This window comes from Methylocaldum sp. GT1BB, assembly GCF_051027545.1.
Taxonomy (GTDB): Bacteria; Pseudomonadota; Gammaproteobacteria; order Methylococcales; family Methylococcaceae; genus Methylocaldum.
The window spans coordinates 4069174-4094057 of sequence record NZ_CP194902.1; the positions used below are offsets into that span (position 1 = coordinate 4069174).

Below are 24884 nucleotides of genomic sequence, written 5' to 3' on the forward strand. Positions count from 1 at the left end.
TCTATGCCAGTAAAACAAGCATGTATCGACAACTATTCACGCTCATCGTACTGTTCATCGCCGCCGGCAGCGTCTCGGCGGATGCGGCAAATCCCACACCACTGCTGCAAATGCCACAGGACTACCGCATTGTCCCCGGAGACGTGCTGGAGATTTCGGTGTGGCGCGAGGAGGGCCTTACCAAACAGGTCCTGGTCCGCGCCGACGGCGGCCTCTCCTTCCCCCTGGTCGGCGACCTCGCGGCCGGCGGCCTCACCGTCGAGGACGTCCGCGCCACCGTCACCGAACGCTTGAGCGAGTACCTCGCCGACCCGGTCGTCTCGGTGTCGGTGATCACCACCAGCCAGAAGATTTATGTGGTCGGCAAGGTCAATAAACCCGGCGAGTTCGTCACCCCCGGCCGGGTCACCGTGATGCACGCCCTGGCGCTCGCCGGCGGGCTCACCCCTTTCGCCGACCGCGACGACATCACCATCCTCCGCCAACGGGGCGATCAGACCACGCCCCTGCCGTTCGATTACGACGCCGTGGCCGCCGGCGAGGACCTGGAGCAGAACATTCTGCTGATGAACGGCGACGTCGTGGTTGTCCGTTGAGGCGCCGGGCCCGCGTGAGGCGCGATCCGGCCGGCCCCAGGCGCGCGCGAGGCGGCTGAGCATGCGGGGGACGATTCAGCGGCTGGCCTGGGCCGGCGTGGGGCTCGGTATGGCCGTCGCCCGCCCGAGCTTCGGCGTGGACTGGCACCTCGAGGCGGCGGCCAGCGTGAGCCAGCAGTATCATTCCAATATCCAGCTGTTGCCGGACCGGCTCGATCCTCAGGCGGTCTTCGGCACCGATCTCGGCTTCACCACCCAGCTCGTCGCGGCGGAACCTCACTGGCAGGTGAAGAGCCGGGCGCGCCTGCAAAATCTTTTTTATACGCCGATCGACGCCATCGACACCCAGAATCAGTATCTGGACCTCGATGCCCATTATGCGACCGAGCGGTCGCGCTGGGCGCTCACGGTGAACCATACCGATGACGCCCTGCTGTCGTCGCAGTCCGATGTCCTGGTCGGAATCGTGTTGACCCGCGTGCAGCGGGCTGAAACCACCGTCGCCCCGTCCTGGACCTATGCGCTGGACGAGCGCACCCGGCTGACCCTGGGCTATGCGTATCAGGCCTCGGATTACGAGGCCCGGGCTGGGTTCGCCTTTGTCAGTTCGACCGCGCATACGGCGTCGTCCGGACTCGAGCATCAGCTGACCGAACGCTTGTTGCTCTCGGGGACGCTGGCTTATACCGCCTATCGCGCCGACCGGCGCGCGATCGATTATCTCAACGCCCTGGCGGGCTTTCAGTACGCCCTGACCGAGACGCTCGAGGTCGGCGTCTCCGGCGGCGGTCAGTTCAGCGATTCGGAGACTCAATTGGAAACCTTGCGCCTCGACGGTTTTCAGATCGTCAGCCTGGACCCGCTGCTGCTGGTGCCGGTCACGGTCCGGGAGACGGTCACGCTCAAGGACCGCCAGTTCGGCCCCTTGGTCACCGCGAGCGCGCGGCAGCGCTTCGACACCGGGGACGTCGAGCTGAATTACGCCCATCAGATCAGCCCTTCGATCAACGGCACCCTGTTCGAGTCGGATCGGGTGACGGTCACGGCCCGCCGGCAGGTGTCGGAGCGCCTGAACGCCGCCCTGAATCTGTCCTACACCGATCAGTCGCTGCCCGATGCGAACGGCGATCGCCTGACCCAGGCGTATTACCGGATCGGCGGCGATCTGTCTTATGCCGTGACCGAGCGCTGGCGCCTCGGCGCGTCGTATCAGTACACCCTCCGCGATCTCGGGGAGCGCGGCGGTTTGTTTTCCGGCCGTCAGGAGGCCCATGCCGTCTTTGTGACGCTCAAGTACGACTTCGACCCATTCCAGTTTTGAGTTTGAGAGACCGATCAATGGAAGAAAAAGCACTCAGCGATTATCTCGCCACCTTTCGCCGCCATCGCGCCGCCTTCGGCGCGATTCTGGGCGGACTGTTCACGCTCGGCGTCCTGACCGCGCTGCTGTTGCCGCCGACCTACCGCTCGACCGCGACGATTCTGATCGAGGAGCAGGAGATCCCGTCCGACCTGGTCCGCTCCACCATCACGAGTTATGCCGCCGAGCGGCTGCAGATGATCAGCCAGCGGGTGATGACCCGCGCGCATCTCCTGACGATCGTCGAGAAGTTCGATCTCTATGCGAAAGAGCGCCAGAAGAAGACCACCGACGAGATCGTCGAGATGATGCGCGAGGATATCGCCTTCCAGCCGATCAGCGCGGAGGTCATCGATCCCAAATCCGGCCATCCGACCAAGGCGACGATCGCTTTCAGCCTGTCCTACGACGGCCGCCATCCCGATACCGTGCAGCGGGTGGCCAACGAGATCACGTCGCTCTATCTCGAGGAGAATCTGAAGACGCGCACTCAGAAGACCCAGGAAGCCTCCGATTTCCTCACCGAGGAGGTCGAGCAGATCGGGGCCTACGTCACCGAGCTGGAACAGACGCTGGCGCAGTTCAAGGAAGCCCATCTGTACGCCCTGCCGGAGCAGAAGGCGCTGAATTTGCAGTTCCTGCAGCAGACCGAGCAGGAGCTTCAGTCGCTCGATCTGCAGCTTAGGACGCTCCAGGAGCGCGCCCTCTATCTGGACGCGGAGCTCTCGCAAATCGCCCCGGAGACGCCGATCGTATCGGGCACCGGGGAGCGCATTCTGAGCAAGCAGGACCGGTTGAAGCACCTTCAGACCGAGCTGGTCGCCCTGACCAGCCGGTATGCCGATAAGCATCCGGATGTCGTGAAGGCGCGGCGCGAGATCGAGGCCTTGGAGCGCGAACTCGGGCCGGTCGATCACGCGCTCGACACGGTCAAGACGCTCGCGCATCTGAAGGGGGAGTTGGCGGTGCTCGAGGACACCCATGCGCCCGATCACCCCGATGTCGTCGCCGTCACGGCCAAGATCGCCGCCTACGAAAAGGCCCTGGCCGAGCCTTCGGCCGAGACGACGGCGCGGGCGATCGCCGCCCGCCAGCCGGACAATCCGGCCTATGTGAATCTGTCCGCCCAGAAAGCCAGCACCCGCCAGGAGATCGAGGCGCTCAAACAGCGCCGGCTCGAGCTCGAGGCGAAGCTGGCCGATTACCAGGACCGGCTGCAGCGCACGCCGGACACCGAGCGCCAGTATCTGGCCCTGATGCGGGATTACGAGAACGCCGCCAACCGCTATCGGGAATTGAGGGCGAAGCAGATGGAGGCCCAGATCGGGGAGCAGCTGGAGCGCAAAAGCAAGGGCGAGCGCTTTTCCATCATCGAGCCGCCTTTGTTGCCGGAAAAGCCGATCAAGCCGAACCGCCCGGCGATCGTCATCCTCGGTCTGCTGTTGGGCCTCGCCGCCGCGGTCGGCACGATCGCGCTGCGCACCACCTTCGATCAGACCGTCCGCACCGCCCGGGCCGTCGCCGCCCTGGTCGGCACCGCCCCGCTCGCGGTGGTCCCGTATCTCACGACCGATGAGCTCGCGATCGATCAGAGCCGCCAGCGCCTGATCCTGGCCGGCCTCGGGTTCGGCGCCCTGCTCCTGACCGTGTGCCTGATCCATTGGTTCTGGACCCCGCTGGATGTGCTCTGGTTCCGGGGTCTTCGGAAGCTCGACACCGCCCTCGGCTAACCCTGTCTCTCTTTTTACCCGGAGTGCCCGTGATGGAATCGATTGCCCCTTCGTTCGCAACCCCCACCCCCGGTCCGCGCGGCGGATCGCCCGCGGCCCCGGCGCCCGCCGAGCGGATCGAGTACACGACCACCCGCTCGATCGAGGTCCGCCGCGAGGTGCTGCGCCGCCAGCGGCTCATCGCCGGCTACCCGCCCGGCCCCTATGTGGACGCCTATAAGGTGCTCCGCACCAAGGTCTTGCAGATCCTCCGCGAGCGCGGCTGGAACGCGCTCGCCGTCACCAGCCCCAACCCCCAGGCGGGCAAGACCGTCGCCGCGATCAACCTGGCCCTGAGCCTCGCCCTCGACGTCAGCCAGACCGTCCTCCTGGTCGATGCCAATCTCCGCCATCCGAGCGTCCACACCGCGTTCGGCTTCACCCCCCAGTACGGGCTCAGCGATTATCTCCTCGACGATGTGCCGATCGAGCGCCTGCTGATCAACCCCAAGGGCATCGGCCGCTTCGTCGTCCTGCCGGGCCACCGGCCCTTGCCCGATGCCTCGGAACTCCTCGCCTCGCCGAAGATGGCGCGCCTGGTGGACGAATTGAAGCACCGCTATCCGAGCCGCATCGTGGTGTTCGACCTGCCCCACTTGACCACCGCCGACGCCCTCGCCTTCGCCCCCCATGTCGACGCCGCCCTGCTGGTGCTCGAGGCCGGCCGCACCACCCACGCCGAACTCGAAGAGGCCCTCGCCCACCTCAACACCACCCCCCTCCTCGGCACCCTCCTCAACAAGGCCGAACCCGGACCGGGCAGCTGACGGCCCCACCGGCGGGAAAGGATGCCCGGCCTCAGCGATGTCCGGTCATCCGGCCGGGTTTCCACCGCGAGGAAAAAGGTGGCCACGCCATATTCCAGGCGTCGAGAAGAGACACGATTCAAGTGCTGTGCGCTGGTTCCTAAACGACCGTTGGAGAACCCATGTTGACAAGCCCGTGCGTCTCGATTAGCAGCGGCTACGGGAAAAAGCTAGAGCTTCTCGGATAAGGCGATAAGGCACCAAGCAGGAGCTTGGGCGCCAGCAGAAAGGCTCGTTTGCGATTGAAAGAGCGGCGCCGGCGCTCTCCGAGACACGGTTTCCGATTTGAAGGATCGCAGTAGCGCCGCGCGCCCTCCGCTAATGCCCTATTCGCGCGGAACAGCCCTCGATCGTCGCCTCCTGCGTCTTCAAGAGATTGTCGCAATCCCCCGGCCCCTTGAGCGGGGCCGGTGCAGGATAATTTCTACGCGAACTATCGCTAGCGGTTACGGCCACCCCCGGGGCCCATTCCTCCTCCGCCCGGCCCCATACCGCCACCTCTTCCGGTCGGAGGCTCGTCGGGAATGGTCACTCCGCGCTCCTTGGCGCGCTCCTTCATACGCTCATGGTGCTCCTTGCGAATTTGCTCGCGCTCTTCAGCCGTCTTAGCGCCGCGCATTCTATCGCGATATTCGGCACGCTCTTGCTCTGTCATCAATTGCTTGCCATAGATTTGTTCCTGTGTTTGCGAACGTTGCTGGCTCCGCTCCTGAGCCTCCGTGACTGCAACGCTCGCGGAAAGCGTTACAACACTCGCGAGAACTACCAGTGTTCGATACGCCATTATTGCCTCCTTTCGCTTGGATTGAGAGAGACGTCCGTCGGGCGTAGGAAATATCCCGGCGGCACCGAGCGCAAACGATGTGTCTCGACTAGACAATCGCTCTTTGATTTTGAACTGAGAGCATCCATCCTCTTTTATGAGCAGAATGCGCGGATCGAAAAAAGCCAATAAGCTCAATCTTCGGCCTCGTGACCCGGCTTACAGAGCACAAAAAACGACGCCGCTCAAACCGAGTTCCAATAGGCATGAGAGACTTTCGACTTTCAGGGTATTTGCACGGCTTGCGTAAAATTCCTCTTATGCGCTACCCTGCTATTGCCGCTCTAACTGTGCCTCCAACATCAGTGCATGCGGCAAGAGACCCGGCAGAAATGTCGGGTCTCTTTTTGCCGGAACAGTTCCATAAAACCCGCGCGGCTTCACGTAGAAAGTCTCTCTTGCCTATATAGACAGAATTCCCGCCTCGATTCCGTCAAGTTTCGCAAAAATCCTTTGAAACTTACTTTTTTTGCACCCCGGCCGGTAGCTCGTGCGAGTCGCAAAGGATACGGACGGGTCGACTGCAGCTCTTTCCACCGCATCGAGATCTTCTGCTTGGACAAGCTGGATCGCTGCCTGTTTCGACCTGTCACACGAGGTAACCGCTTTCGGTATAATGCGCGGCAAACTAAACAATCATCGTCTACCAGCTCCCTGGTAAATATTCGAGCCGAGTTGTCCTTTCCAGCATTTGCTGCTCTTTTCGATGGATGGGTGCCCGGCGCTTTTCCGACGAGATCCGCTCTTGGGGAACACGGCGTTTTGGAGAAAATGAATGAATTGGTTGATTCTTGTCGGGATCGCCGCTCTTGCTGCCTTGCTGCTGTTCGTCCGAAGCTCGTCGAGATCGTCCGAAAAGGCACGAAAATCCGCATATCGCAGAGAGGATTTTCTGTTTTCGTCCGAAGAACGGGTTTTCTTTTTCGCCCTAAAACAGGCCATCGGCGACGACTATGAAATTTTTGGCAAAATTCCCGTAATCGAGCTCATTTCCCAACGCGACGAAGGCGCAAGAAAAGCCTTCGAGCAAGTTGGCGACCGATGTTTCGATTTTGTCCTGTGCGGTAAAACCGATCTATCCGTCGCTTGCGCTTTGGAACTTTACGAACATTCCGTATCCGGAAAGCGAACCGCCGCAACACCGGCTGATCCCTTAAGAGCGGTCTGCGACGCCGCTGGTCTGCCTTTGGTGCGAATCGAAGCCGGACCGTTTTACGACGCAATGGAAATCAAACAAAGCATTGCTTCGGCTGTCCGCAAGGAGCCCTTGTATCTGGTCGAATCGGACGGCCGTAAGGAGCCTCGAATTTCCAGTATCGAAGATATCGAGTTCGACCCATGATTGTTCTCTACGGCATTCGAAACTGCGATACATGCAAGAAGGCGCGCGCCTGGCTAGATGCGCGCGGCCTAATCTACCGTTTCCACGATTTCCGGGAGGACGGATTGGAGTTATCCGTCCTCGAAGACATCGAACGCGCTCTCGGGTGGGAATTGCTCCTTAACCGACGGAGCACAACTTGGCGCCAACTCTCCGATGCCGACCGGCTGGATCTAAACCGCGAAAAAGCGCTGCAATTGATGGTTCGGCTCCCGACACTGATCAAGCGGCCGGTATTGAAAGCAAACAATAAAATTTTGAGCGGATTTTCGCCGGAGCAGTACGAAAAGACACTATGAGCGATACCTTGGATTTGACCGTCGAGCTGATTCGGCGCCCTTCGGTTACGCCCGACGATGCAGGCTGCATGGATTTGATCGCTGCCAAGCTGGAACCCTATGGTTTCAAAACCGAGTGGCTCAATTTCGCCGATACAAGAAACATCTGGCTGAGGCGAGGCGAATCGGAACCCTTGCTCTGTTTTCTGGGCCATACCGATGTAGTGCCCGCGGGTCCTTCGGAGGACTGGAACTCGCCGCCCTTCGAACCCACTATTCGCGACGGTCAGCTCTACGGAAGAGGCGCGGCGGATATGAAAAGCGGCATCGCCGCCATGACCACGGCGCTGACGCGATTCGTCAGCAGGTACCCCAATCATAAAGGCTCGATTGCCCTGCTTCTCACCAGTGACGAGGAAGGCGCGGCGACGAACGGTGTGGTCAAAGTCATCGAAACGTTGAAGAATCGGGATGAAAAAATCGACTGGTGTCTCATCGGCGAGCCCTCCAGTTTCGTTTCGCTAGGGGACGTGATCCGTATCGGTCGCCGCGGATCGCTATGCGGCGTCCTGCGCATATTCGGCGTGCAAGGCCACGTGGCTTACCCGGACAAAGCGGAAAATCCGATTCATCGATTCGCGCCCGCCTTGTCGGAGTTGACCAGCGAGGTCTGGGACCAAGGCAACGAGTATTTTCCGCCCACCAGTTTCCAGATATCTAATATTCAGGCCGGAACCGGCGCCGAAAACGTGATTCCGGGACGGCTCGAGGTCCTGTTCAACTTCCGTTTTTCGACGGCATTGACGGAGGATCAGATAAAACAGCGCGTTCACGCCATCTTGGACAAACACGGTTTGCGGTACGAGCTGAACTGGCGGCTATCCGGCGCGCCCTTCCTGACGACCCAACCGGAACTGATCGAGGCCACGCAAAAGGCGCTTGAAACAGTTCTTATGCGACGCGCAAGTCCGGACACCGGCGGCGGCACCTCCGACGGGCGTTTCGTCGCGCCGACGGGAGCACAGGTCGTCGAACTGGGACCGATCAACGGCAGCATTCACAAAGTCAACGAACACGTACGTATCGAGGATATCGACAAGCTTTCAAAGGTTTACGAGCAGGTGCTCGTTAACCTGCTTGCTTCTTAGAGGATAGAGACCCAATCATGGAAAAAGACCTGCAATCTCCCCTGGTCAGTGCGGAATGGCTCGCTAAGCACCTTCATACCTCCGACATCGTCATACTCGATGCCACATTTTTCCTTCCCAACCAAGGGCGCGATGCAGAGCAGGAATATTTCGCTGCGCATATTCCGGGAGCCCGATTCTTCGATATCGACGCCGTTGCCGACCAAGGCAATTCGCTGCCGCACATGCTGCCCTCCCCCGAGTTCTTTGCCGCATCGGTCGGTCAACTGGGCATCGCTAATCAGACCCATGTCGTCGTTTACGACAACAACAGCTTCATGGCTTCGGCCCGAGTCTGGTGGACCTTCCGCGTGTTCGGCCATGATCGAGTGTCGGTTCTGGATGGCGGACTGGAAAACTGGAAAGCGAAGGGATTCCCCGTCGATACAAGCCGCGTCACCGCCGAAACCCGACCGTTCAAGACCACGTTCGACCCTAGCTTGGTCCGGAATCTCGACGAAATGAAAGCACTGATCGGCAGCACCGCGACGCAAATAATCGATGCCCGCTCGCCTGGGCGATTCGCCGGTAGGGAACCCGAACCTCGTCCCGGCATTCGGTCGGGCCATATTCCCGGAAGCAAGAACCTTTTCTTCAAGAGGCTGGTCGACGAGTCGACGCAGTGTTTGAAGCCCGCTGCCGAAATCCGAAAAGAGTTCGAGGATGCCGGCACCGATTTCGAGAAGCCGATCGTCACCACATGCGGAACAGGCGTAACCGCATCGGTACTCGCTCTCGGCTTGTATTGTCTCGGTCGTGAATCCGTCGCCGTCTACGATGGTTCATGGACCGAATGGGGCGGTCTAAGCGACACCCCTGTAAGCGTCGGCTAGTAGTCTCGAAAGCGGCCAATTCGGATCGATAGGACGTTTTTTGACCTCCCTTTCGTCACTCTATGCGAATCAGTCGAGCGATAGAACGAAAATCCGACTATTTTTATCAAGTTCCAACATCTGAGATAATGGCCGTTCGCTCTCAATCGAAGCGTTGGAATCGTCCGTCGGATACGCCGATATGGCCAAAAAGAACCTGAATTTCGAAGAGGCCCTGGCCGAACTGGAGCAATTGATCGAGCGTATGGAACAAGGCAGCCTTCCCTTGGAGGAATCGCTAAAGCTGTTCGAGCGCGGGGTTCAATTGACCCGTTTCTGCCAAAAAGCTTTGAAAGAAGCTGAACAAAAGGTCCAGATTTTGCTGGAAGAAAACGGAGAACCTACCTTAAAGCCCTTTGCCGATGAATCTTGAAACCGATTTGAATCACTTCATGCAGATCTGCCAGGCACGGGCAGAATCGGCCTTGGATCTCAGGCTGCCGGCGGCAAGCCGAATGCCCGAGCGTTTGCATCAAGCGATGCGCTATTCCGTCTTGGGAGGCGGAAAAAGACTGCGTCCTTTGTTGACGTATGCGACCGGGCAAACCGTCGGGGTTCCCTGGGAATGCCTCGATGGCCCCGCCTGCGCCGTGGAATTCATCCACGTCTATTCGCTGATCCACGACGATTTACCCGCCATGGACGATGACGATCTGAGGCGCGGCAAACCGACCTGCCACATCGCATTCGATGAAGCAACGGCGATCCTGGCAGGAGATGCCCTGCAAGCGCTGGCTTTTCACGTTCTGTCCCACGATCCGTCCATTGCGGTGCCTGCCGGTAGCCGGCTTGCGATGATCGAGACCTTAGCAACGGCGAGCGGATCGTTCGGCATGGTCGGCGGTCAAGCCATAGACCTCGATTCGGTTGGAAAAACTCTGGATCTGCCAAGCTTGGAGAATATGCACATTCGAAAGACGGGAGCCCTGATTCGCGCCAGCGTCAAACTGGCGACTCTGGCGAATCCGTCGCTCGATGGTGACATCGCCGAAAAACTGGACCATTACGCCAAGTGCATCGGCCTGGCATTCCAAATTCAGGACGACGTCTTGGATGAAGAAAGCGATACCCAGACTTTGGGCAAGACCCAAGGCAAAGACCGGGACAATAACAAGCCCAATTACCCCGCACTTTTGGGATTGGCGGGCGCGAAGCAAAAGGCGCGCGAGCTGCATGAAGAGGCTTTGGACACGTTATCCGGTCTTGGTGCCGAGGGCGAAATCCTGCGTGCGCTGTCGCTTTTCATTATCGAACGGCGCGCCTAAGCCCTTACGGCGAAAGCTATATCGCTTCCTTGAAACGGCATCCGCAGAACAAACTATTCTTGAAAGCTAAAACTTCGAGTTTCATAATTGGTCGGCTCATGCCTGATTCAGGATCATCTTTTACCCGCGAATAAGCCTGGTTTGAAGCCTCACAACATCAATGAATAAAGCGAACGAATACCCTCTCCTACAAACCGTCGGCAGTCCCGCGGACTTACGCGCCCTACCCGAAGATCAATTACCTCAACTCGCTGAGGAACTGCGCGCTTTTTTGCTGGATAGCGTAAGTCAGTCGGGCGGTCATTTGGCAGCCGGATTGGGTGCGGTCGAACTCACCATCGCGTTGCACTATGTCTTCGACACGCCTGAAGACAAGCTGGTTTGGGATGTGGGCCACCAGGCTTATCCCCACAAGATCTTGACCGGCCGCCGCGAAAGGTTGCTTTCCATTCGCAAGAAGAACGGACTCTCCGCATTTCCGAATCGGGATGAAAGCCCTTACGACTGTTTCGGCGTCGGTCACTCGAGCACATCGATCAGCGCGGCGCTCGGAATGGCGATTGCCGCGTCGCTTCGTAAGCGCGACACCCATGCCGTTGCTATCATCGGCGATGGCGGCTTGACGGGCGGAATGGCGTTCGAAGCGCTTAACCATGCCGGCGTGCTAGACGCCAATCTACTCGTCGTCCTCAACGACAACGAGATGTCCATATCGCCCAATGTTGGAGCGCTCAATAATTATCTGGCAAGACTTCTCTCCAGCAAGTTCTATTCGACGGTGCGGCAGGGCAGCAAGCAGATTCTGATGCGAAGCATGCCCAGCGTATGGGAGCTCGCGCGCCGCGCCGAAGAGCACGTCAAAGGCATGGTCGCCCCTGGGACCTTGTTCGAAGAATTGGGTTTCAACTATATCGGGCCGGTCGATGGCCATAATCTCGATACGTTGATTCCGACCTTGCGTAATTTGCGGGATTTGCCCGGTCCCCGGTTTTTACACGTCGTCACCAAGAAGGGCAAAGGGTATTTACCGGCCGAGAAAGACCCGGTCGCTTACCACGGCGTTTCCTCCTTCGATCTCAGCAAAGATCATCTGCCGAAGTCCAAACCGGGAAGCCCGAGCTTCACCGAAGTATTCGGACAATGGCTGTGCGACATGGCGGCAAGGGATAATCGCCTGCTCGGTATCACGCCTGCCATGCGGGAGGGCTCCGGGCTCGTGGAATTCTCGACTCGGTTTCCGGACCGTTATTTCGATGTTGGAATCGCCGAGCAACACGCAGTAACCTTGGCAGCCGGCCAGGCCTGCGAAGGTTACAAGCCGGTAGTTGCGATTTATTCGACCTTCTTGCAGCGTGCCTATGATCAACTCATACACGACGTGGCGCTTCAGAATTTGCCCGTCCTGTTCGCCATCGATCGCGCCGGGCTGGTTGGCCCCGATGGACCGACTCACGCCGGAAGTTTCGACATAAGCTTCATGCGCTGCATTCCGAATATGGTGATCATGGCGCCGGCCGACGAAAACGAGTGCCGGCAGATGCTTTTCACCGGATTCCAGCATAATGGTCCCGCTGCTGTCCGTTATCCCCGAGGCAAAGGTCCCGGCGTTTCGGTTGTCGCTGAGATGACCGCTCTCCCGATAGGTAAAGGTGAAATCCGGCGTCGCGGCAAAAGGATCGCGATACTCGCTTTCGGGACTTTGCTCGCCCCCTCGATCGAAGCCGGAGAAAGAATTGACGCTACCGTGGTTAACATGCGTTTCATGAAACCGCTGGACGAAACGCTGATTCTGGAATTGGCGAAGACTCATGAAATATTCGTGACGGTCGAAGACAATGCCATCGCCGGAGGGGCCGGCAGCGGCGTCAATGAACTACTGCAATCTCGCCAATGTTACGTTCCCGTACTCAATCTCGGTCTGCCGGACCAATTTCTCGATCAGGGCAGTCGCGAAGAATTACTGACGCTTTGCGGCCTGGATTCCGATGGCATCACGGAAACCATCGAGCAGTACGTGGGAAACCTCGATGCCCTGAAGCCGGCTTCGCCCCGTGTTACGGTGGCCACGCGAGGCCTATGATATGGAAAAGCTCAAAGCGGCCATCCGGGATATTCCGGATTTTCCAAAGCCGGGCATTCTCTTCAAGGACATCACGCCTCTAGTCAAGGATCCGGTCACATTGAGGTTGGCGGTGCACCATTTGTTGCACCCATACCTCGGCCGGGAAATCACTGCGGTCGCCGGCATGGAAGCGCGCGGCTTTATTTTTGGCTCGTTGGTCGCCTGGGAGTTGGGCGTAGGGTTCATCCCTCTTCGAAAACCCGGAAAACTCCCTTATGACGTGCAAACCATTAGTTACGACCTCGAATATGGATCCGCTGCGCTCGAGGTGCATATCGATGCGTTGGGTCCCGAAGACAAGGTTCTCTTGGTAGACGATCTGTTGGCTACCGGTGGCACGGCTAAAGCCAGCTGCGAGCTGGTCGAGTCTTTGGGCGCGGAAATCGTCGGTTGCGCGTTTGTCGTGGAGCTCGATGAGCTGAAAGGACGGGATAAATTGGAACGATACTCCGTCCATTCACTCTTACACTATTAATTGCGCAACAACGCTGTCATTAACCGGTGAGCATACTTCATACGGCGCATTTCTTCTGTCCGACAAAGCCGTGGCTTCATTCGTATCAGTGAAAATAGTGCTTGCGTCCGTACCCAACGGCGTGCCCGAGCGGCCGAGATTCAGATGAGCAGCGCCGGGCATATCGGGAGCACGGATGCGCTGTCAAGCCGAAAAACGGCGGTCGCCCGCATCCTCCACATCACCGACTTTCACTTTCTTGCCGAACAAGGCCAAACATTGCTTGGGGTGGAAACCGAGCTGAGTTTTGCGGCTGTTGTGGAACGCGCCAACCAGACCCCTTGGCGGCCGGACCTGGCTCTCCTGACGGGCGACCTGGTTCAGGACCCGTGTGTTTCAAGTTATCAACGGCTTAAACAACGGCTTACCGCCTTGAATGTTCACTGCTATTGCCTTCCGGGTAATCATGACGATCCTCGGCTCATGTCAGAACTTTTGCCGTCCGAGAATGTTCATGTCAGCCCGCAGATACTCCTGGACAAATGGCAGATCATTTGTCTGGACAGCACCATCAGCGGCAAGCCTAACGGGCGCTTGTCAGATGAACAGCTTCGCTTACTCGAAATTTCGCTGACCGAACACTCCGACCGTTATGCCCTTATCGCGCTTCACCATCACCCTATCCCCAGCGGCAGCCTGTGGATGGATACCATGGTGCTGGAAAATGCGGACGAGTTTTTGACGATAACTCAGAAATACCCTCACGCTCGAGTCGTCGTATTCGGCCACGTACATCAAGCGATGGACGAGGTATACGGACGGCTGCGTCTACTCGCCTCCCCTTCAACGTGCTTTCAGTTCAAACCCCTAAGTCCGGATTTTGCCGTCGACCGGGCTCCTCAAGGCTACCGATGGATTGAGCTTTACGCCGACGGAACGATAGATACCGGCGTGGAGCGGCTCGCTGAGATGCCGGCAGGTCTGGAGTTCACGTCAAAAGGATATTGACGGCATTACTGGTTTGCATTGAACTGCTAAAAGCGAAAGGAAAGTTCCAGCGCGAATAAATCCCAGTCCGGGTCGAGTTTTTGTGGATCCGGATTCTCCGTGTCCGCAAGCCAGCCGGTGCCGTGTACACGATGATACTCCGCCCGCGCCATCCAGTTTGGGGTAATGTCCCAACGCAGACCGACCGTCCAATCCTTAGCGAAGCGACTGGAGCCTGGCCTACCGGTTCGCTGTTCGTACTTTTCGCCGTAACGATCGTTGATATCTTGATAAAGTACATCATAACGAACCATCATCTCGATTTCGTCGGTGAGGCGATATGTGCCTTGAACATAGTAACTTTCTCCCGTCGCAGCCGTGTTCGGAAGCAATGGGCCAAAATGTTTCAGGCGGGTATTGCGTAATGCATATTCACCAGTTAACGATAGACGCTCGCCATTGTACTGTGCCGAAAAGACATACGGCTGAAACCGAACATCCCCATTGGAAAAAAAATCGTTTTGGCCCGAGTCGTAGCCCGCACGTGCCGAGGCAGCGGTAAATGCGAGACGAATGAGACCGCTCTGGTATTCGTAGAGAAGCTGACCGAGATAAGATAGATTTCCGTTGAATTCACCTGGCCTATTCCTGCCAAGCATCGATGCCTCCAGAGACTTGTCGACCGTCGGCACTCCGACATTCATCCGTAATGAAAATGCGCCGATAGGACTTTCATACTCACCGTATGCTTGGCCTCCGTCCGACGAAAGTGCAAAGTTGCGAGTACGGTCGAAATAAATACTCTGCGGCAAAAAGATGGAAGGACGAGTAAAAGCTACGTCACGAGTCTCGTTATATAATCCAAGCGGGTTTTTTACCCGCCCCAAACGCAGTCCAGCGCGGATCTCTGCAGTTTCGAAAGCCGTAAAATCAAGTACGCCGTAATCCAACCGCACCTCTTCATCTTCCAACTCTCCGGCGCGGCGGTATAACACTTGGGCCGCCAAACCCAAGCGGCTCAATGGACGCAATGAGACGTTAAACCCAGCCTCGGTAAAGTCCAAACTTCCGTCTTTACTGTCTCCGTAAAAATTATTTTCGGAGGTCAAAACAAAGTTTTGGCTAATAAAGCCGTGGTATTGGAAAGTATCTTTCCAATCGGCAAACGCGTTATGGCAGCTACAAAAAATTAGCGAAACGACCGTAAACCGGACCTTCTTGGGACGGAATAAACTTGTCATTGGGTGACTTCACGAATGGTAATCGAGCGTACACTGCGGTCGATTTCCGCATCGGGTAGGTAGCCAATTGCTCCGGGTGTCTTCGAAATCAACGTGCGCATTTCCTCGACAGTTGATACAGTTTCGGGGGCTTGTCCGGTACCGGAAAACACTTTGCGATCCCAGGTTTGTCTGAGCTGGTGTGCAAACATTCCTAGATGTTTCTTGCAAAACTCTTTGTGGATTGGGCTGCTGTCCGGCAGTACGAACACGACTACAGGAGTTCCGTCCCGCCATGAACGCTGTGACATTGTGAATAATGCCCTAGCCTCCTGTTGGCTGATTTCGGAAACGGGAGCATTCGGGTGTACAACTACGGCTTGTGAAGCCGCCGTTTTGGAAGTGAATAGAAAAATGGCTAGCGTAATGAAACGCGCGACAAACGGAAAATAGCGCGTAGACTCCAAAAGCGGGAAGTTCAAAATCGGTTTTCGCGGCGCTAGGTTTTTCGGCCAGCGGCCAACGAATCAGCAGGACTGGTTGAAACTGTTCCAGGCGTCAGATAATTTCCCAGTTCCGTTAATGCTTGACGATAGACTTGTCGTTTGAAATACACTACATCACTCACCGGGTACCAATAATCAACCCAACACCACGCGTCAAATTCCGGTCTTTCGCTACAATCCAAGCGAATCTTGGACTCCTCGCTGGACAACCGCAGGATATACCAGAGCTGCTTCTGCCCTATGCAAAGCGGAAATGAATGTTTTCGGATATAACGTTCAGGAAGATCGTAACGCAACCAATCTCCGGTTCGTCCGATGAGTTGCACATCGTGCTTCTTCAGCCCGACTTCCTCATACAATTCTCTGTACATTGCAGCTTCCGGCGCTTCATTTAATTTTATACCGCCTTGGGGAAACTGCCAGGAACGCATGCCGACCCGCCTTGCCCAGAACACACGGCCATCGTTATTACACAAAACGATACCCACGTTTAGGCGATAACCATCCGCGTCGATCATGGTTAGAGTTAAATCCTACTACTGTCCTCGGTGATATAATCCCAGCCTGCTGGATCTGACCGATATCCGAGCGTCGCCGTTGAGACTTGCTTACGGCTTTGCAGCACTCAGTTGATCCTTTTTAGCTTTTTACTTTCTGCGCAAGCATTCGAATCGAATTTAAAGGAAACGCGTGAGTCTGGCAATATTTGACCTTGATAACACCCTTTTAGGTGGCGATAGCGACTATCTGTGGGGGCAATTTCTGGTCGAGAAGGGAATCGTGGACCGAAAGCATTACGAAGAGGCCAATGCCCGGTTTTACGAGGATTACAAGAACGGTACGCTCGATATCGTCGAGTTTCTGGAGTTCGCCTTAAGCCCTTTGGCCGACAATCAGCTTGATGCTCTGCACGGATGGCGTGCCGCCTTTATTGAAGAGAAAATCAGACCGATATTATTGCCGGCTGCCACGGCACTCATTGAAAAACACCGCCGCGCGGGCGATGTCCCGATCATTATCACCGCTACCAATCGCTTCGTGACCGAGCCGATCGCCCGGCTTTACGGCGTCGAACATCTCATCGCTACGACACCGGAACTCGAGAACGGCCATTACACCGGCCGATTCGTGGGCACTCCGTGTTTTCGTGAAGGCAAGGTGCAACGTTTGAAAGAATGGTTAGGGGAGAACGATCACGACCTGGCGAATAGCTGGTTTTACAGCGACTCACACAACGATCTGCCGCTGCTTTCGCTCGTAGGCTTCCCCGTTGCCGTGGATCCTGATGAGAAGCTTGAGACATTTGCCGCCCGGAACAGCTGGCCGGTTATAAGTCTCCGCAACGGTTCCTGTCCGGAAGACCATGCCAGGCGACTGAAAAGAACGCATCAAGCCTTGCGGATCAAGTAAAAGAAAACGCCGGTTTCCTCCCTCTGGTCCAACATTTGATGTCCAGCCTGCTCCAGAAAAACTCCAAAGTCCAGAACAGAGGCCGGATCGGTGGCCAGGACTCGGATTACCTGACCGGTTTCCATCGACTGCAAAGCTTTTTTTAATCGTAAGAGCGGCAGAGGACACATCAATCCTGAGGTGTCTATTTCAAAATCGACTTGCACCATTCACCGATACCCGTTCGAAAGCCCGTGAGAACCGGGCCATTTTAGCAAAACCACACGACATGGATTATTTGCCCATATTTCTCAATCTTAAGAATGAACCTTGTCTGATTGTGGGAGGCGGGCCGGTCGCCGCCCGCAAGGCCGAAACTCTGTTTCAAGCCGGCGGGCAAGTCAGCGTGTTGGCTCCAACATTTCACGATTTGGTGCTAAAACTGCGGGACTCCGGATGCGTAACTCTAATTCCCAAGGTATTCCAACCTCAGGACGTACGCGGCTTTAGGCTAATCGTGGCGGCGACCGACGATGCCATCCTTAACGCACAGGTCGCCGAGGCGGCAAGGACACACAACATTCTCGTAAACGTCGTCGACCAACCTTCTCTCTGCACGTTTATCTTCCCGGCTATTATCGACCGCTCCCCGATCATTGCCGCGGTGTCCTCGGGTGGCACCTCGCCCGTCCTGGCTCGGATTCTCCGAATGCGAATCGAATCGCTGATACCGCCGGCCTACGGCCGCTTGGCCAGGATCGCAGCTGATTTCCGGACCCGTGTCAAGCAAGCGATCAAGGATCCGCAAATACGCCGCAGGTTTTGGGAGAACGTTCTCTCCGGCCCGATCGCCGAACTGGTTTTCGCCGGAAGGGACGAACAAGCGACCGAACACCTGGAACAAGCCATTACAGCCGAGACTTCAGGCAACGAAAGCGCGCATTCCGGTATGGTCTACTTGGTCGGTGCCGGACCGGGCGACCCGGATTTATTAACCATCCGGGCGCTGCGCCTGATGCAGGAAGCCGACGTAGTGGTTTACGATCGCCTCGTTTCCCCCGAAATTCTTCAGCTTGTCCGGCGCGACGCCGAAAAGATTTACGCGGGCAAACAGCGCAACCGGCACACGCTCCCTCAGGCCGAAATCAATAGGCTTCTAACCGATCTCGCAAAAGCGGGCAAACGGGTCGTCCGTCTCAAAGGCGGAGATCCGTTCATTTTCGGACGCGGTGGAGAGGAAATCGAAACCCTGATGAACGAAGGGGTACCATTCCAAGTAACCCCGGGAATTACGGCCGCTTCCGGCTGCGCCGCCTATGCGGGTATACCGCTGACCCATCGCGATCACGCCCAATCCTGTACTTTCCTGACCGGCCATATGAAAGACGGCCGACTCATCGACATCGAGTGGAACCAGTTGTCCCGACCAGGACAGACGCTGGTCTTTTACATGGGTCTTCAAGGATTGCCGGAGATTTGCTCGCGTTTGATTCAACATGGGTGTCCGGCCGACCTTCCTGCCGCTCTCATCCAACAAGGGACCACTCAGCATCAGTCGGTTTTTACCGGAACCTTGAAAACCTTGCCGGAAATCGTGAGTCGCTCCGGCGTCAAGGCCCCGACGCTGCTCATCATCGGAAGCGTCGTCAGGTTACGGGAGAAACTCGCCTGGTTCCGACCGTAATGTTTAGCCCAAAAATGATTAGCCGTCCTGCCTTTCGCGCGTGACGAGCCAATCGGCCCAGTTCAAAATCGGCCTGAGACGAGGTCCGAGCAGCTTATCCGCTTCTTCGAATGTCACCCATCGAAACTCGTCATGCTCCGGTTTGCCCAGTAGCGGATTGACGGGTAAATGCACCTCTCCGCCGGGAGATTCGGCCAGATAGTATCGAGCGATCTTGCCGGCACCGTAAGGCGGTGTTTCCAGATAACCCTTGCCCCAGCGGAAGTTCAGTTCTGTCAAGGCCGTTTCCTCGAATACTTCGCGCTGCGCCGCGGCCAAAGGGTCTTCGCCCTCTTCCACCACGCCTTTCGGGAAATCCCAATATTGGAACGTGCGGAGCAACAGATAACGCGGCTCTGCGGGATAGATGCGCACGATTACGACACCCGCCGACAAAATATAGGTTTTCATCATGAGCAAGCTACTCCGGCAAGGAAACGAAAACGGTAGTTGGACTCACGCCCGGCATGCGCCGACGGCGGATTCAACCTGCTCGCCGCAACACCCAGTCGAGCGATCGATCCGGCAAAATTCTTTTCAGAAATCCGAACAAATAAGTGGGAAACGTGACGTAATAACGGGCTTTCGGTCTTTTTGCTTCAAGCGCGTGGATGACGGCTTTGAGTACGGCTTCCGGTCCGAGGGTAAACGGCACGGCAGGCCCTTCCTTGGCCAACCGCGACTCCATGGCCAAGTATTTCTCACGATGAACGCTCCGCGCGCTGTCGATGTTTTTCTTGTACATGGCCAGAGCGTTGTCCCGAAATCGGCTCACAATCGGTCCGGGTTCGACCAGGGAAACGAAAATCCCGGTACCCGCCAGCTCCAAGCGCAGCGTATCCGATAGTCCCTCCAAAGCATACTTGCTCGAGTTGTAGGCGCCCCGGTACGCCATGGCGGCGAACCCGAGCACGGAGCTGTTCTGGATGATGCGCCCATATCCCTGCTTCCGCATCACCGGCAACACCAGCGCGGTCAGTTCGTGCGTCCCGAACAGATTGGTTTCGAATTGCTCTCGCAGCGCCTCGCGGCTCAAGTCCTCCACCGCCCCCGGCTGGCCGTAGGCGCCGTTGTTGAACACCGCATACAGATAGCCGCCCGTACTCCGTAGCACCTGCTCCAAGGCTAACCCGATGGAACGGGAATCCGCAAGATCGAGCCGGAACGCTTCGAAGCCCTCGGCGCACAATTGTTTCACGTCGCTTTCCTTCCGGGCGGTGGCAAATACTCGATAACCGCGTTGCCGCAGTCCTCGGGCGGCGCACAGCCCAATACCGGAGGAACAGCCAGTAATCAAAATCGTCTTGTTATTGTGCATCGTGACAAAAACGGTTATGGAAAACCGAAGCTTTTTTCAGATCTGATTGCTTAGCAGCGATTCGGCGCTCAGTAAAATAATTTCGATTTCCTCGACGATCTCTTCCTGGCGCAGCGCGTTGCTCTTGCGGCGAAGATCCTGGATTTTGGTGTCCATCCGGCGCAAGGCGTTTTCCATATGCTCCAAGCGCTGACGGTTCTCCGCCATCAGCGAGGCGTAGAACAAGCCCGGGAGCTTGGCGAACAGGTAATGCTCGGTCAATTCGGCAAAAAACAGGGCCGGATCGAGATTTAGCCGTGGCGGATAAGCGAATACCGGTTCTTCGGCCGGCATTATCGGCAAAAGAACATGGGAAGCGACGCCGCCTTCGGAGTCGTGGGAAAGAACGCTCAATCGCTTCCACTGCGCCGACTCCGCCCACAGCCGATGTAACGTCGTCATCAACTCGTTCAGGACCGCGCGCACTTCCTCGGCAACATTGGGTCCATCCAGCCACGCTTCAAGGTCGCGGCGAGCTTGCAGCTTGCTCGCAAGCCGCCGCCCAACCACCACCAACCTCGGCCGAATCGGCGGCAATGCGGCCAAGGCAGCCATAATCGCCTCATTGAAATCGCCACAAAACCCGCGTTCCGATCCGATCAGAATAAGCACATGCGACTCAGCTTCCCTTTGCCTGACGCCGCTCCGAAAGGCCGGGTGAAAAGCCAGGAAATCCGAGGTAGCGGCCTCGATACTCTGGATCAAACGCCGCTGATGCCCCATGAACCGGTTGAACTTGCGAGTCTCGATCAACGCCAGCGTTTTCATGGCGGTCATAATGTCCGAGATCTCGTCCAGCCGCCGTAAACGGTGTTCGATTTCCGCTCGCCGACTCATCCGTTCAATTACCCGATCCGCTCAGGCGACGATCCAGCCATTGATGCCACTCTTCCCGGCTGGCCGACAAATCGATGGGAAAGCGCTGCAACCCATTTGCCAAGTCCTCCAGTTTTTGTCGAACCGAAACTGAATCCGGATTGTCGAGTCGCCCCGTGTTATACGCCATCATCCAAGCCAGCTGGAACTCCGGCGATAACGGTACCAACCGCTCTTGCTTCAAAACCTCGCGCAGCACCTGCCCGCGCCGAATTTTCTCTTCCATGGATGCCTCGAGCTTGGACCCGAACCGCGTGAACGTCTCGAGTTCCAGAAACTGTAGATAGTCGAGTTTCATGCGCGCAGCCTCTTCCTTGATGCGCGGATGCTGCGCACGTCCTCCGATGCGGGAAACCGACCGGGTGATATCGATGGCCGGAAGAAATCCGCTGCCGAATAAGCGACGATCCAGATAAATCTGGCCATCCGTGATCGAGATCAGATTAGTCGGGATGTAAGCGGCAATTTCCCCCTGCTCGGTTTCGACGATAGGCAAGGCGGTCATGCTGCCCCCGCCATGGGCCGGTGCAAGACAGGTCGAGCGCTCCAACAGGCGCGAGTGCAGAAAGAAAATATCGCCCGGATACGCTTCCCGGCCGGGCGGTCGGCGCAGCAGCAAGGACAGCTCGCGGTAGGCACGCGCATGGGTGGAAAGATCGTCATAAACAACCAAGGTGTCCCTGCCGTGCCACATCCAATGCTCGGCCACGGCGCAGCCGGCAAACGGTGCCAGGTATTTCAACCCCGGGGAATCGCTGGCCTCCGCCACAACCACTGTGGTGTAGGCCAGCGCACCGTAGCGCCGCAACAAATCGATGGCGCTGATCGTATCGGACCGCTTCTGGCCAATAAGCACGTAAACGCACAATACGTCCTGATCGCGCTGATTGAGCACGACGTCCAGCGCGAGTGACGTTTTTCCGACTCCGTTATCGCCGATGATCAACTGCCGCTGTCCGCGTCCCAGGGGAATCATGGCATCGATAATCTTGGTGCCGGTATAAAGCGGCCGATCGACGAAATCTCTCGCGATGATCGGCGGAGAAGAGACATCGAGCTCCCGGCATAGATTAAGCTCCGGGGCCGGCTGACCATCCAGAGGTTTGCCCAAAGGATCGATTACCCTGCCGACCAGGCCGTCGCCGACTCTCAGAGATAGGCGCTGACCCGTGAGATAAACCGGCGACCCTGAGGCCAGGCGGACCGTTTGTTCCAGCAGAATCGCGCCCAGCCGCTGATTGCCGAGATGAAAAACCAAACCGCGGCTGCCGTCCTCGAACAACAAAAGCTCATCCATCGCAGCGGACGGCAAACCGCTGATCCAGGCGATGCCGTCGCCGACCGAGAGCACCCGCCCGTATTCTTCGAGGCGCAGACCGAATCGGTAGCGGTCGACTTCCTCGGTCAAACGTGCGAGTAACAAGCCGTTACGCAGCGTGGCGGGTAGAGACATCTTGGAAGAATTTCAGCTCGTCACGGAGATTGGCGGATAAGATCCAGGAACCGGCATGTATACGAACCCCCGCCAACAATGAGGGATCCTCTTTGAAGATCGGTTTGACCCCGGTTCCGGCGGTTTGTCCGATCGCTTCCGCTAAAGCCATTTGTCGATCCGGGTCCAGCGGATATGCGCTCGATACCTCGAGAGCATCGTCCGCCATCGCCGCCCTTAATTTTTCGAGCTCTGCTTTCGGCAGTTTCCTAAGATCGCTCAAGGCCATGGATATGAGCCTTGCTTCCAATTCCGCCGAAGCCAAGCGCTCCAGAAGCTTCACTGCAAATCGACTACCCAACTCGACCGCCTGCTGCTCCGTCGTCCGCATCCACTCTTGTCGTTCCCGTTCTTCTTGAGCTCGCTCCTTCGCGCGCCGATCCGATTGCTCCTCTGCGAGCTTCTCTAAAAGACGCTGGCGTTCCGCAGCGATCTCTTTCTCCAATTCGCTTCTCGCCAAGTCCTTTTCCTTTTCCCAATTCGCGATGTTGCGTTCGCAGGCCTCCTTGGCCGCCAGCGCCTCCAGACGCGCCTGATCCGCAAGCCTCAGCTGCTCCTCTATCTTCCGTTGACGGGCTTGGATGACATCTCTGACGGGGCGATAGAGAAAACGTCGAAGTATCCATACCAGAACGATGAAATTGACGAATTCCAGTACGAAGGTCGTCCAATCGAAGCTCATTAGACGGCCTTATCTCAGTAAATATTCCAGCAGCGGGTTGCGGAACAAAATGATCAATACCACGACCAGCACGTAGATAGCCAAAGATTCGATCATGGCAAGCCCGATAAATAGCGTGCGGGTAATCGCTTTCTCCGCCTCCGGCTGTCGTGCCAGTGCCTCGAGCGCTTGGGAAATCGCCTTGCCCATTGCGATACCCGGAGCCACTACGCCCAAACCAATGGCCAGCGCCGCGCCGACTGTGGACAAGACGACAAACCAAGTCATATCGCTCATGCATTACTCCTTCTCTTGTAGCTGCTGTGTTTGAAGCGCGCCGGCAATGTAAATCAGTGCCAGCATTCCGAAAATATACGCCTGCACGAGTGCTTCCACGATGTGCAACAAGAGCAAGGGTACGGGCGCCAAGAAACCGGCCACCAACAGTACCAAAAGCACCGCAAGTTCAATACTCATGATATTGCCGAATAAACGCACGGCCAGCGCGATTGTTCGGGAAATCTCGCTCAAAAGGTGAAACGGCAACATTAGCGGCGTGGGCGCGAGATAATGACGCAAATATCTCCAGCCGCTGGTTTTCACCCCGTACCAATGCACGGAAAAAAACACCAAAAACGCCAGAGCTGCCGTCTGGGACAAGTTGGCCGTGGGAGAACCGAGCCCCGGAATTAAACCGGCAAGGTTGGCTACTACAAGATAGATCCAGAGCGTGCCGATGAACGGCAGCAGTTCCACTCCGTGGGCGGGCGTCACCGCCTGAATAGCCTGCTCCATCAAGCCGATCACGCCTTCCAGCATCGCTTGCAGCCCGGACGGCTTATCGACGCTCAGTCTGCGGGTGGCAAGCCAGGAAAAAACGCCCAAAAAAAGCATCAACAACCATGTGGTGATTACAGTCGGCCCGATATGGACTGGACCGACATCGAACGACAATAAGGCAATGAGCTCAGCTTGCTCCACAGTCAATGCTCGCGTACGAACAGATACACGTTAAAAATGCCGACAATCACCCCGATAATGATGAGACTGACCGTCCAATGAATGGAATAACCCTTGGATAGGCTATCCAGCCACCGCCCCAGATAAGCGCCCAAAATTACGGGTATGACCAGCAGCAGTGCCAACACGCCGAGAAAGGCCGTCTGGGATAATAGCGTCGAACGGTCCCGCTCGGCCTGCTCCATACGCTTCGCCTGCCGTTCGATCGAACGGCGCAATTTTTCCTGCTCATCCATATCATCGCCCCCGCTCGATTTCCAGCAAACGCTTCAGCATTTCCTCTTCCAACCGGCGCAGGCTTTGTTTAAGGCCCGCAAGTGTTTCTTCTTCTTTCAACAGTTGTTCCGTTAGCGCTTCGGTGATGCGATTGTAATCGGAATCGCGGATGTAGCGCCTGGTATTGATGAAAAGCTGATTATCGACGAAGTAGGCCAAGGCGCCCGGCAGCGCCAAATACTGCCAGGGCCCGCCCTCGCACCGGTAGCGGGCGAGACCGAACACAAGGGCGGTCATGAAGCGCTCGTGATGGGCACGCAACCCGAAGCTGCCGGTAGCGTCCTCTGCGACGAAGCTTTCCACGTCTTCGATACGCTCGAACTGATCGGAACTCTGTAAGTTCAGAATAAAGGTGCTCATGTTACCGGGGTATCTTCGATATTCCCGAAAACTTTGTAAACACGCGCTCCTGAACAATGGTCGAAATATGCGAAAAGCGCGGAGCGCGATTGTTTCATAGCTTT

The 24884-nt window shown here is 57.0% G+C and carries 29 protein-coding genes; 15 read left to right on the top strand and 14 right to left on the bottom strand.

Annotated elements, in window-relative coordinates; all coding sequences use genetic code 11:
- The first annotated feature begins 20 nt into the window (after positions 1-20).
- From ACR2TX_RS19405 to ACR2TX_RS19420, 4 genes are all read left to right on the top strand, one after another.
- Positions 21-596 (top strand): polysaccharide biosynthesis/export family protein, encoded by a 576-nt coding sequence (locus tag ACR2TX_RS19405; RefSeq protein ID WP_434130548.1) that lies wholly within the window; start codon positions 21-23, stop codon positions 594-596.
- 61 nt (positions 597-657) lie between these two features.
- Positions 658-1917: a hypothetical protein gene (locus ACR2TX_RS19410; protein WP_086135646.1), complete on the top strand. Its 1260-nt coding sequence runs from the start codon at positions 658-660 to the stop codon at positions 1915-1917.
- A 17-nt stretch (positions 1918-1934) separates the two neighbouring features.
- Positions 1935-3686, top strand: a complete 1752-nt coding sequence (locus tag ACR2TX_RS19415; protein ID WP_434130549.1) for a GumC family protein — start codon at positions 1935-1937, stop codon at positions 3684-3686.
- A 32-nt stretch (positions 3687-3718) separates the two neighbouring features.
- Positions 3719-4492 (top strand): CpsD/CapB family tyrosine-protein kinase, encoded by a 774-nt coding sequence (locus ACR2TX_RS19420; protein ID WP_434130550.1) that lies wholly within the window; start codon positions 3719-3721, stop codon positions 4490-4492.
- A 478-nt stretch (positions 4493-4970) separates the two neighbouring features.
- Here ACR2TX_RS19420 and ACR2TX_RS19425 read toward each other — a convergent pair whose 3' ends face one another.
- Positions 4971-5492, bottom strand: coding sequence for a hypothetical protein (locus ACR2TX_RS19425; RefSeq protein ID WP_434130551.1), 522 nt, complete (start codon positions 5490-5492; stop codon positions 4971-4973).
- A 637-nt stretch (positions 5493-6129) separates the two neighbouring features.
- Between ACR2TX_RS19425 and ACR2TX_RS19430 the strand changes: the two genes are divergently transcribed.
- The 9 genes from ACR2TX_RS19430 to cpdA all read left to right on the top strand — a co-directional run bounded on the left by ACR2TX_RS19430 (position 6130) and on the right by cpdA (position 13921).
- On the top strand, positions 6130-6696 hold the full coding sequence (locus tag ACR2TX_RS19430) for a DUF2726 domain-containing protein (protein WP_434130552.1): 567 nt from the start codon (positions 6130-6132) through the stop codon (positions 6694-6696).
- On the top strand, positions 6693-7034 hold the full coding sequence (locus ACR2TX_RS19435; protein WP_077731322.1) for an ArsC family reductase: 342 nt from the start codon (positions 6693-6695) through the stop codon (positions 7032-7034). The genes ACR2TX_RS19430 and ACR2TX_RS19435 overlap by 4 nt, the downstream gene beginning before the upstream one ends.
- Complete coding sequence (dapE, locus tag ACR2TX_RS19440) at positions 7031-8161, top strand: succinyl-diaminopimelate desuccinylase (RefSeq protein WP_434130553.1); 1131 nt, start codon at positions 7031-7033, stop codon at positions 8159-8161. The genes ACR2TX_RS19435 and dapE overlap by 4 nt, the downstream gene beginning before the upstream one ends.
- Before the next feature lie 17 nt (positions 8162-8178).
- On the top strand, positions 8179-9033 hold the full coding sequence (gene sseA / locus ACR2TX_RS19445; protein ID WP_077731324.1) for a 3-mercaptopyruvate sulfurtransferase: 855 nt from the start codon (positions 8179-8181) through the stop codon (positions 9031-9033).
- A gap of 181 nt (positions 9034-9214) precedes the next feature.
- Positions 9215-9445 (top strand): exodeoxyribonuclease VII small subunit, encoded by a 231-nt coding sequence (locus ACR2TX_RS19450; RefSeq protein ID WP_077731325.1) that lies wholly within the window; start codon positions 9215-9217, stop codon positions 9443-9445.
- A complete protein-coding gene (ispA, locus tag ACR2TX_RS19455) occupies positions 9435-10337 on the top strand; it encodes a (2E,6E)-farnesyl diphosphate synthase (protein ID WP_347258423.1) in 903 nt (300 codons plus the stop codon). Before ACR2TX_RS19450 ends, ispA begins: the two co-directional genes overlap by 11 nt.
- A gap of 160 nt (positions 10338-10497) precedes the next feature.
- Positions 10498-12417, top strand: a complete 1920-nt coding sequence (gene dxs, locus ACR2TX_RS19460) for a 1-deoxy-D-xylulose-5-phosphate synthase (RefSeq protein ID WP_434130554.1) — start codon at positions 10498-10500, stop codon at positions 12415-12417.
- Position 12418: 1 nt separating this feature from the next.
- The gene (locus ACR2TX_RS19465) at positions 12419-12934 is read left to right on the top strand and encodes an adenine phosphoribosyltransferase (RefSeq protein ID WP_077731328.1); all 516 of its coding nucleotides are present in this window, start codon (positions 12419-12421) and stop codon (positions 12932-12934) included.
- A gap of 144 nt (positions 12935-13078) precedes the next feature.
- A complete protein-coding gene (gene cpdA, locus ACR2TX_RS19470) occupies positions 13079-13921 on the top strand; it encodes a 3',5'-cyclic-AMP phosphodiesterase (RefSeq protein ID WP_434130555.1) in 843 nt (280 codons plus the stop codon).
- A gap of 26 nt (positions 13922-13947) precedes the next feature.
- Here cpdA and ACR2TX_RS19475 read toward each other — a convergent pair whose 3' ends face one another.
- From ACR2TX_RS19475 to ACR2TX_RS19485, 3 genes are read right to left on the bottom strand one after another with little or no spacing between them, the layout of a single operon-like run.
- Entirely contained in the window at positions 13948-15141 is a 1194-nt protein-coding gene (locus ACR2TX_RS19475) for a hypothetical protein (protein ID WP_205780818.1), read from the bottom strand.
- Positions 15138-15602: a hypothetical protein gene (locus ACR2TX_RS19480; protein WP_077731330.1), complete on the bottom strand. Its 465-nt coding sequence runs from the start codon at positions 15600-15602 to the stop codon at positions 15138-15140. Before ACR2TX_RS19480 ends, ACR2TX_RS19475 begins: the two co-directional genes overlap by 4 nt.
- Positions 15603-15619: 17 nt before the next feature.
- Positions 15620-16144: an RNA pyrophosphohydrolase gene (locus ACR2TX_RS19485; protein WP_156881761.1), complete on the bottom strand. Its 525-nt coding sequence runs from the start codon at positions 16142-16144 to the stop codon at positions 15620-15622.
- A gap of 172 nt (positions 16145-16316) precedes the next feature.
- Here ACR2TX_RS19485 and ACR2TX_RS19490 point away from each other — a divergent pair, with 172 nt between their 5' ends.
- The gene (locus ACR2TX_RS19490; protein WP_077731332.1) at positions 16317-17036 is read left to right on the top strand and encodes an HAD family hydrolase; all 720 of its coding nucleotides are present in this window, start codon (positions 16317-16319) and stop codon (positions 17034-17036) included.
- Here the strand turns inward: ACR2TX_RS19490 and ACR2TX_RS19495 are convergent.
- On the bottom strand, positions 17015-17245 hold the full coding sequence (locus tag ACR2TX_RS19495; protein WP_077731333.1) for a sulfurtransferase TusA family protein: 231 nt from the start codon (positions 17243-17245) through the stop codon (positions 17015-17017). The two genes, ACR2TX_RS19490 and ACR2TX_RS19495, sit on opposite strands and share 22 nt — an antisense overlap.
- A gap of 59 nt (positions 17246-17304) precedes the next feature.
- Here ACR2TX_RS19495 and cysG point away from each other — a divergent pair, with 59 nt between their 5' ends.
- On the top strand, positions 17305-18699 hold the full coding sequence (gene cysG / locus ACR2TX_RS19500) for a siroheme synthase CysG (RefSeq protein ID WP_086134607.1): 1395 nt from the start codon (positions 17305-17307) through the stop codon (positions 18697-18699).
- Positions 18700-18717: 18 nt separating this feature from the next.
- On the opposite strand, the gene ACR2TX_RS19505 is transcribed toward cysG, so the two are convergent.
- The 9 genes from ACR2TX_RS19505 to ACR2TX_RS19545 all read right to left on the bottom strand — a co-directional run bounded on the left by ACR2TX_RS19505 (position 18718) and on the right by ACR2TX_RS19545 (position 24780).
- On the bottom strand, positions 18718-19152 hold the full coding sequence (locus tag ACR2TX_RS19505; RefSeq protein ID WP_434130556.1) for a bis(5'-nucleosyl)-tetraphosphatase: 435 nt from the start codon (positions 19150-19152) through the stop codon (positions 18718-18720).
- 70 nt (positions 19153-19222) lie between these two features.
- Positions 19223-20056: an SDR family oxidoreductase gene (locus ACR2TX_RS19510; protein ID WP_077731335.1), complete on the bottom strand. Its 834-nt coding sequence runs from the start codon at positions 20054-20056 to the stop codon at positions 19223-19225.
- Positions 20057-20092: 36 nt separating this feature from the next.
- Positions 20093-20932, bottom strand: a complete 840-nt coding sequence (locus tag ACR2TX_RS19515; RefSeq protein ID WP_086134605.1) for a F0F1 ATP synthase subunit gamma — start codon at positions 20930-20932, stop codon at positions 20093-20095.
- Between the two features lie 4 nt (positions 20933-20936).
- A complete protein-coding gene (locus ACR2TX_RS19520) occupies positions 20937-22424 on the bottom strand; it encodes a F0F1 ATP synthase subunit alpha (protein ID WP_086134604.1) in 1488 nt (495 codons plus the stop codon).
- Positions 22399-23145, bottom strand: coding sequence for a F0F1 ATP synthase subunit delta (locus ACR2TX_RS19525; protein ID WP_086134603.1), 747 nt, complete (start codon positions 23143-23145; stop codon positions 22399-22401). Before ACR2TX_RS19525 ends, ACR2TX_RS19520 begins: the two co-directional genes overlap by 26 nt.
- Positions 23146-23154: 9 nt before the next feature.
- Entirely contained in the window at positions 23155-23421 is a 267-nt protein-coding gene (locus ACR2TX_RS19530; RefSeq protein ID WP_077731339.1) for a F0F1 ATP synthase subunit C, read from the bottom strand.
- Between the two features lie 3 nt (positions 23422-23424).
- Positions 23425-24105 (bottom strand): F0F1 ATP synthase subunit A, encoded by a 681-nt coding sequence (locus ACR2TX_RS19535; protein WP_077731340.1) that lies wholly within the window; start codon positions 24103-24105, stop codon positions 23425-23427.
- A gap of 2 nt (positions 24106-24107) precedes the next feature.
- Entirely contained in the window at positions 24108-24380 is a 273-nt protein-coding gene (locus ACR2TX_RS19540) for an AtpZ/AtpI family protein (protein ID WP_077731341.1), read from the bottom strand.
- A 1-nt stretch (position 24381) separates the two neighbouring features.
- Complete coding sequence (locus tag ACR2TX_RS19545; protein ID WP_077731342.1) at positions 24382-24780, bottom strand: F0F1 ATP synthase subunit epsilon; 399 nt, start codon at positions 24778-24780, stop codon at positions 24382-24384.
- Positions 24781-24884: the final 104 nt, after the last annotated feature.

Excerpts from the sequence above, each read along its gene's own strand:
- dxs (WP_434130554.1), top strand. The coding sequence starts at position 10,498 with ATGAATAAAGCGAACGAATACCCTCTCCTACAAACCGTCGGCAGTCCC.
- ACR2TX_RS19510 (WP_077731335.1), bottom strand. The coding sequence starts at position 20,056 with ATGCACAATAACAAGACGATTTTGATTACTGGCTGTTCCTCCGGTATT.
- ACR2TX_RS19475 (WP_205780818.1), bottom strand. The coding sequence starts at position 15,141 with ATGACAAGTTTATTCCGTCCCAAGAAGGTCCGGTTTACGGTCGTTTCG.
- ACR2TX_RS19465 (WP_077731328.1), top strand. The coding sequence starts at position 12,419 with ATGGAAAAGCTCAAAGCGGCCATCCGGGATATTCCGGATTTTCCAAAG.
- ACR2TX_RS19495 (WP_077731333.1), bottom strand. The coding sequence starts at position 17,245 with ATGGTGCAAGTCGATTTTGAAATAGACACCTCAGGATTGATGTGTCCT.
- ACR2TX_RS19525 (WP_086134603.1), bottom strand. The coding sequence starts at position 23,145 with ATGAGCTTCGATTGGACGACCTTCGTACTGGAATTCGTCAATTTCATC.
- ACR2TX_RS19450 (WP_077731325.1), top strand. The coding sequence starts at position 9,215 with ATGGCCAAAAAGAACCTGAATTTCGAAGAGGCCCTGGCCGAACTGGAG.
- ACR2TX_RS19405 (WP_434130548.1), top strand. The coding sequence starts at position 21 with ATGTATCGACAACTATTCACGCTCATCGTACTGTTCATCGCCGCCGGC.
- ACR2TX_RS19410 (WP_086135646.1), top strand. The coding sequence starts at position 658 with ATGCGGGGGACGATTCAGCGGCTGGCCTGGGCCGGCGTGGGGCTCGGT.
- ACR2TX_RS19520 (WP_086134604.1), bottom strand. The coding sequence starts at position 22,424 with ATGTCTCTACCCGCCACGCTGCGTAACGGCTTGTTACTCGCACGTTTG.
- ACR2TX_RS19485 (WP_156881761.1), bottom strand. The coding sequence starts at position 16,144 with ATGATCGACGCGGATGGTTATCGCCTAAACGTGGGTATCGTTTTGTGT.
- cysG (WP_086134607.1), top strand. The coding sequence starts at position 17,305 with ATGGATTATTTGCCCATATTTCTCAATCTTAAGAATGAACCTTGTCTG.
- sseA (WP_077731324.1), top strand. The coding sequence starts at position 8,179 with ATGGAAAAAGACCTGCAATCTCCCCTGGTCAGTGCGGAATGGCTCGCT.
- ACR2TX_RS19515 (WP_086134605.1), bottom strand. The coding sequence starts at position 20,932 with ATGAGTCGGCGAGCGGAAATCGAACACCGTTTACGGCGGCTGGACGAG.
- ACR2TX_RS19545 (WP_077731342.1), bottom strand. The coding sequence starts at position 24,780 with ATGAGCACCTTTATTCTGAACTTACAGAGTTCCGATCAGTTCGAGCGT.
- ACR2TX_RS19530 (WP_077731339.1), bottom strand. The coding sequence starts at position 23,421 with ATGAGCGATATGACTTGGTTTGTCGTCTTGTCCACAGTCGGCGCGGCG.
- ACR2TX_RS19415 (WP_434130549.1), top strand. The coding sequence starts at position 1,935 with ATGGAAGAAAAAGCACTCAGCGATTATCTCGCCACCTTTCGCCGCCAT.
- ACR2TX_RS19430 (WP_434130552.1), top strand. The coding sequence starts at position 6,130 with ATGAATTGGTTGATTCTTGTCGGGATCGCCGCTCTTGCTGCCTTGCTG.
- ACR2TX_RS19540 (WP_077731341.1), bottom strand. The coding sequence starts at position 24,380 with ATGGATGAGCAGGAAAAATTGCGCCGTTCGATCGAACGGCAGGCGAAG.
- ACR2TX_RS19435 (WP_077731322.1), top strand. The coding sequence starts at position 6,693 with ATGATTGTTCTCTACGGCATTCGAAACTGCGATACATGCAAGAAGGCG.
- dapE (WP_434130553.1), top strand. The coding sequence starts at position 7,031 with ATGAGCGATACCTTGGATTTGACCGTCGAGCTGATTCGGCGCCCTTCG.
- ispA (WP_347258423.1), top strand. The coding sequence starts at position 9,435 with ATGAATCTTGAAACCGATTTGAATCACTTCATGCAGATCTGCCAGGCA.
- ACR2TX_RS19505 (WP_434130556.1), bottom strand. The coding sequence starts at position 19,152 with ATGATGAAAACCTATATTTTGTCGGCGGGTGTCGTAATCGTGCGCATC.
- ACR2TX_RS19420 (WP_434130550.1), top strand. The coding sequence starts at position 3,719 with ATGGAATCGATTGCCCCTTCGTTCGCAACCCCCACCCCCGGTCCGCGC.
- cpdA (WP_434130555.1), top strand. The coding sequence starts at position 13,079 with ATGAGCAGCGCCGGGCATATCGGGAGCACGGATGCGCTGTCAAGCCGA.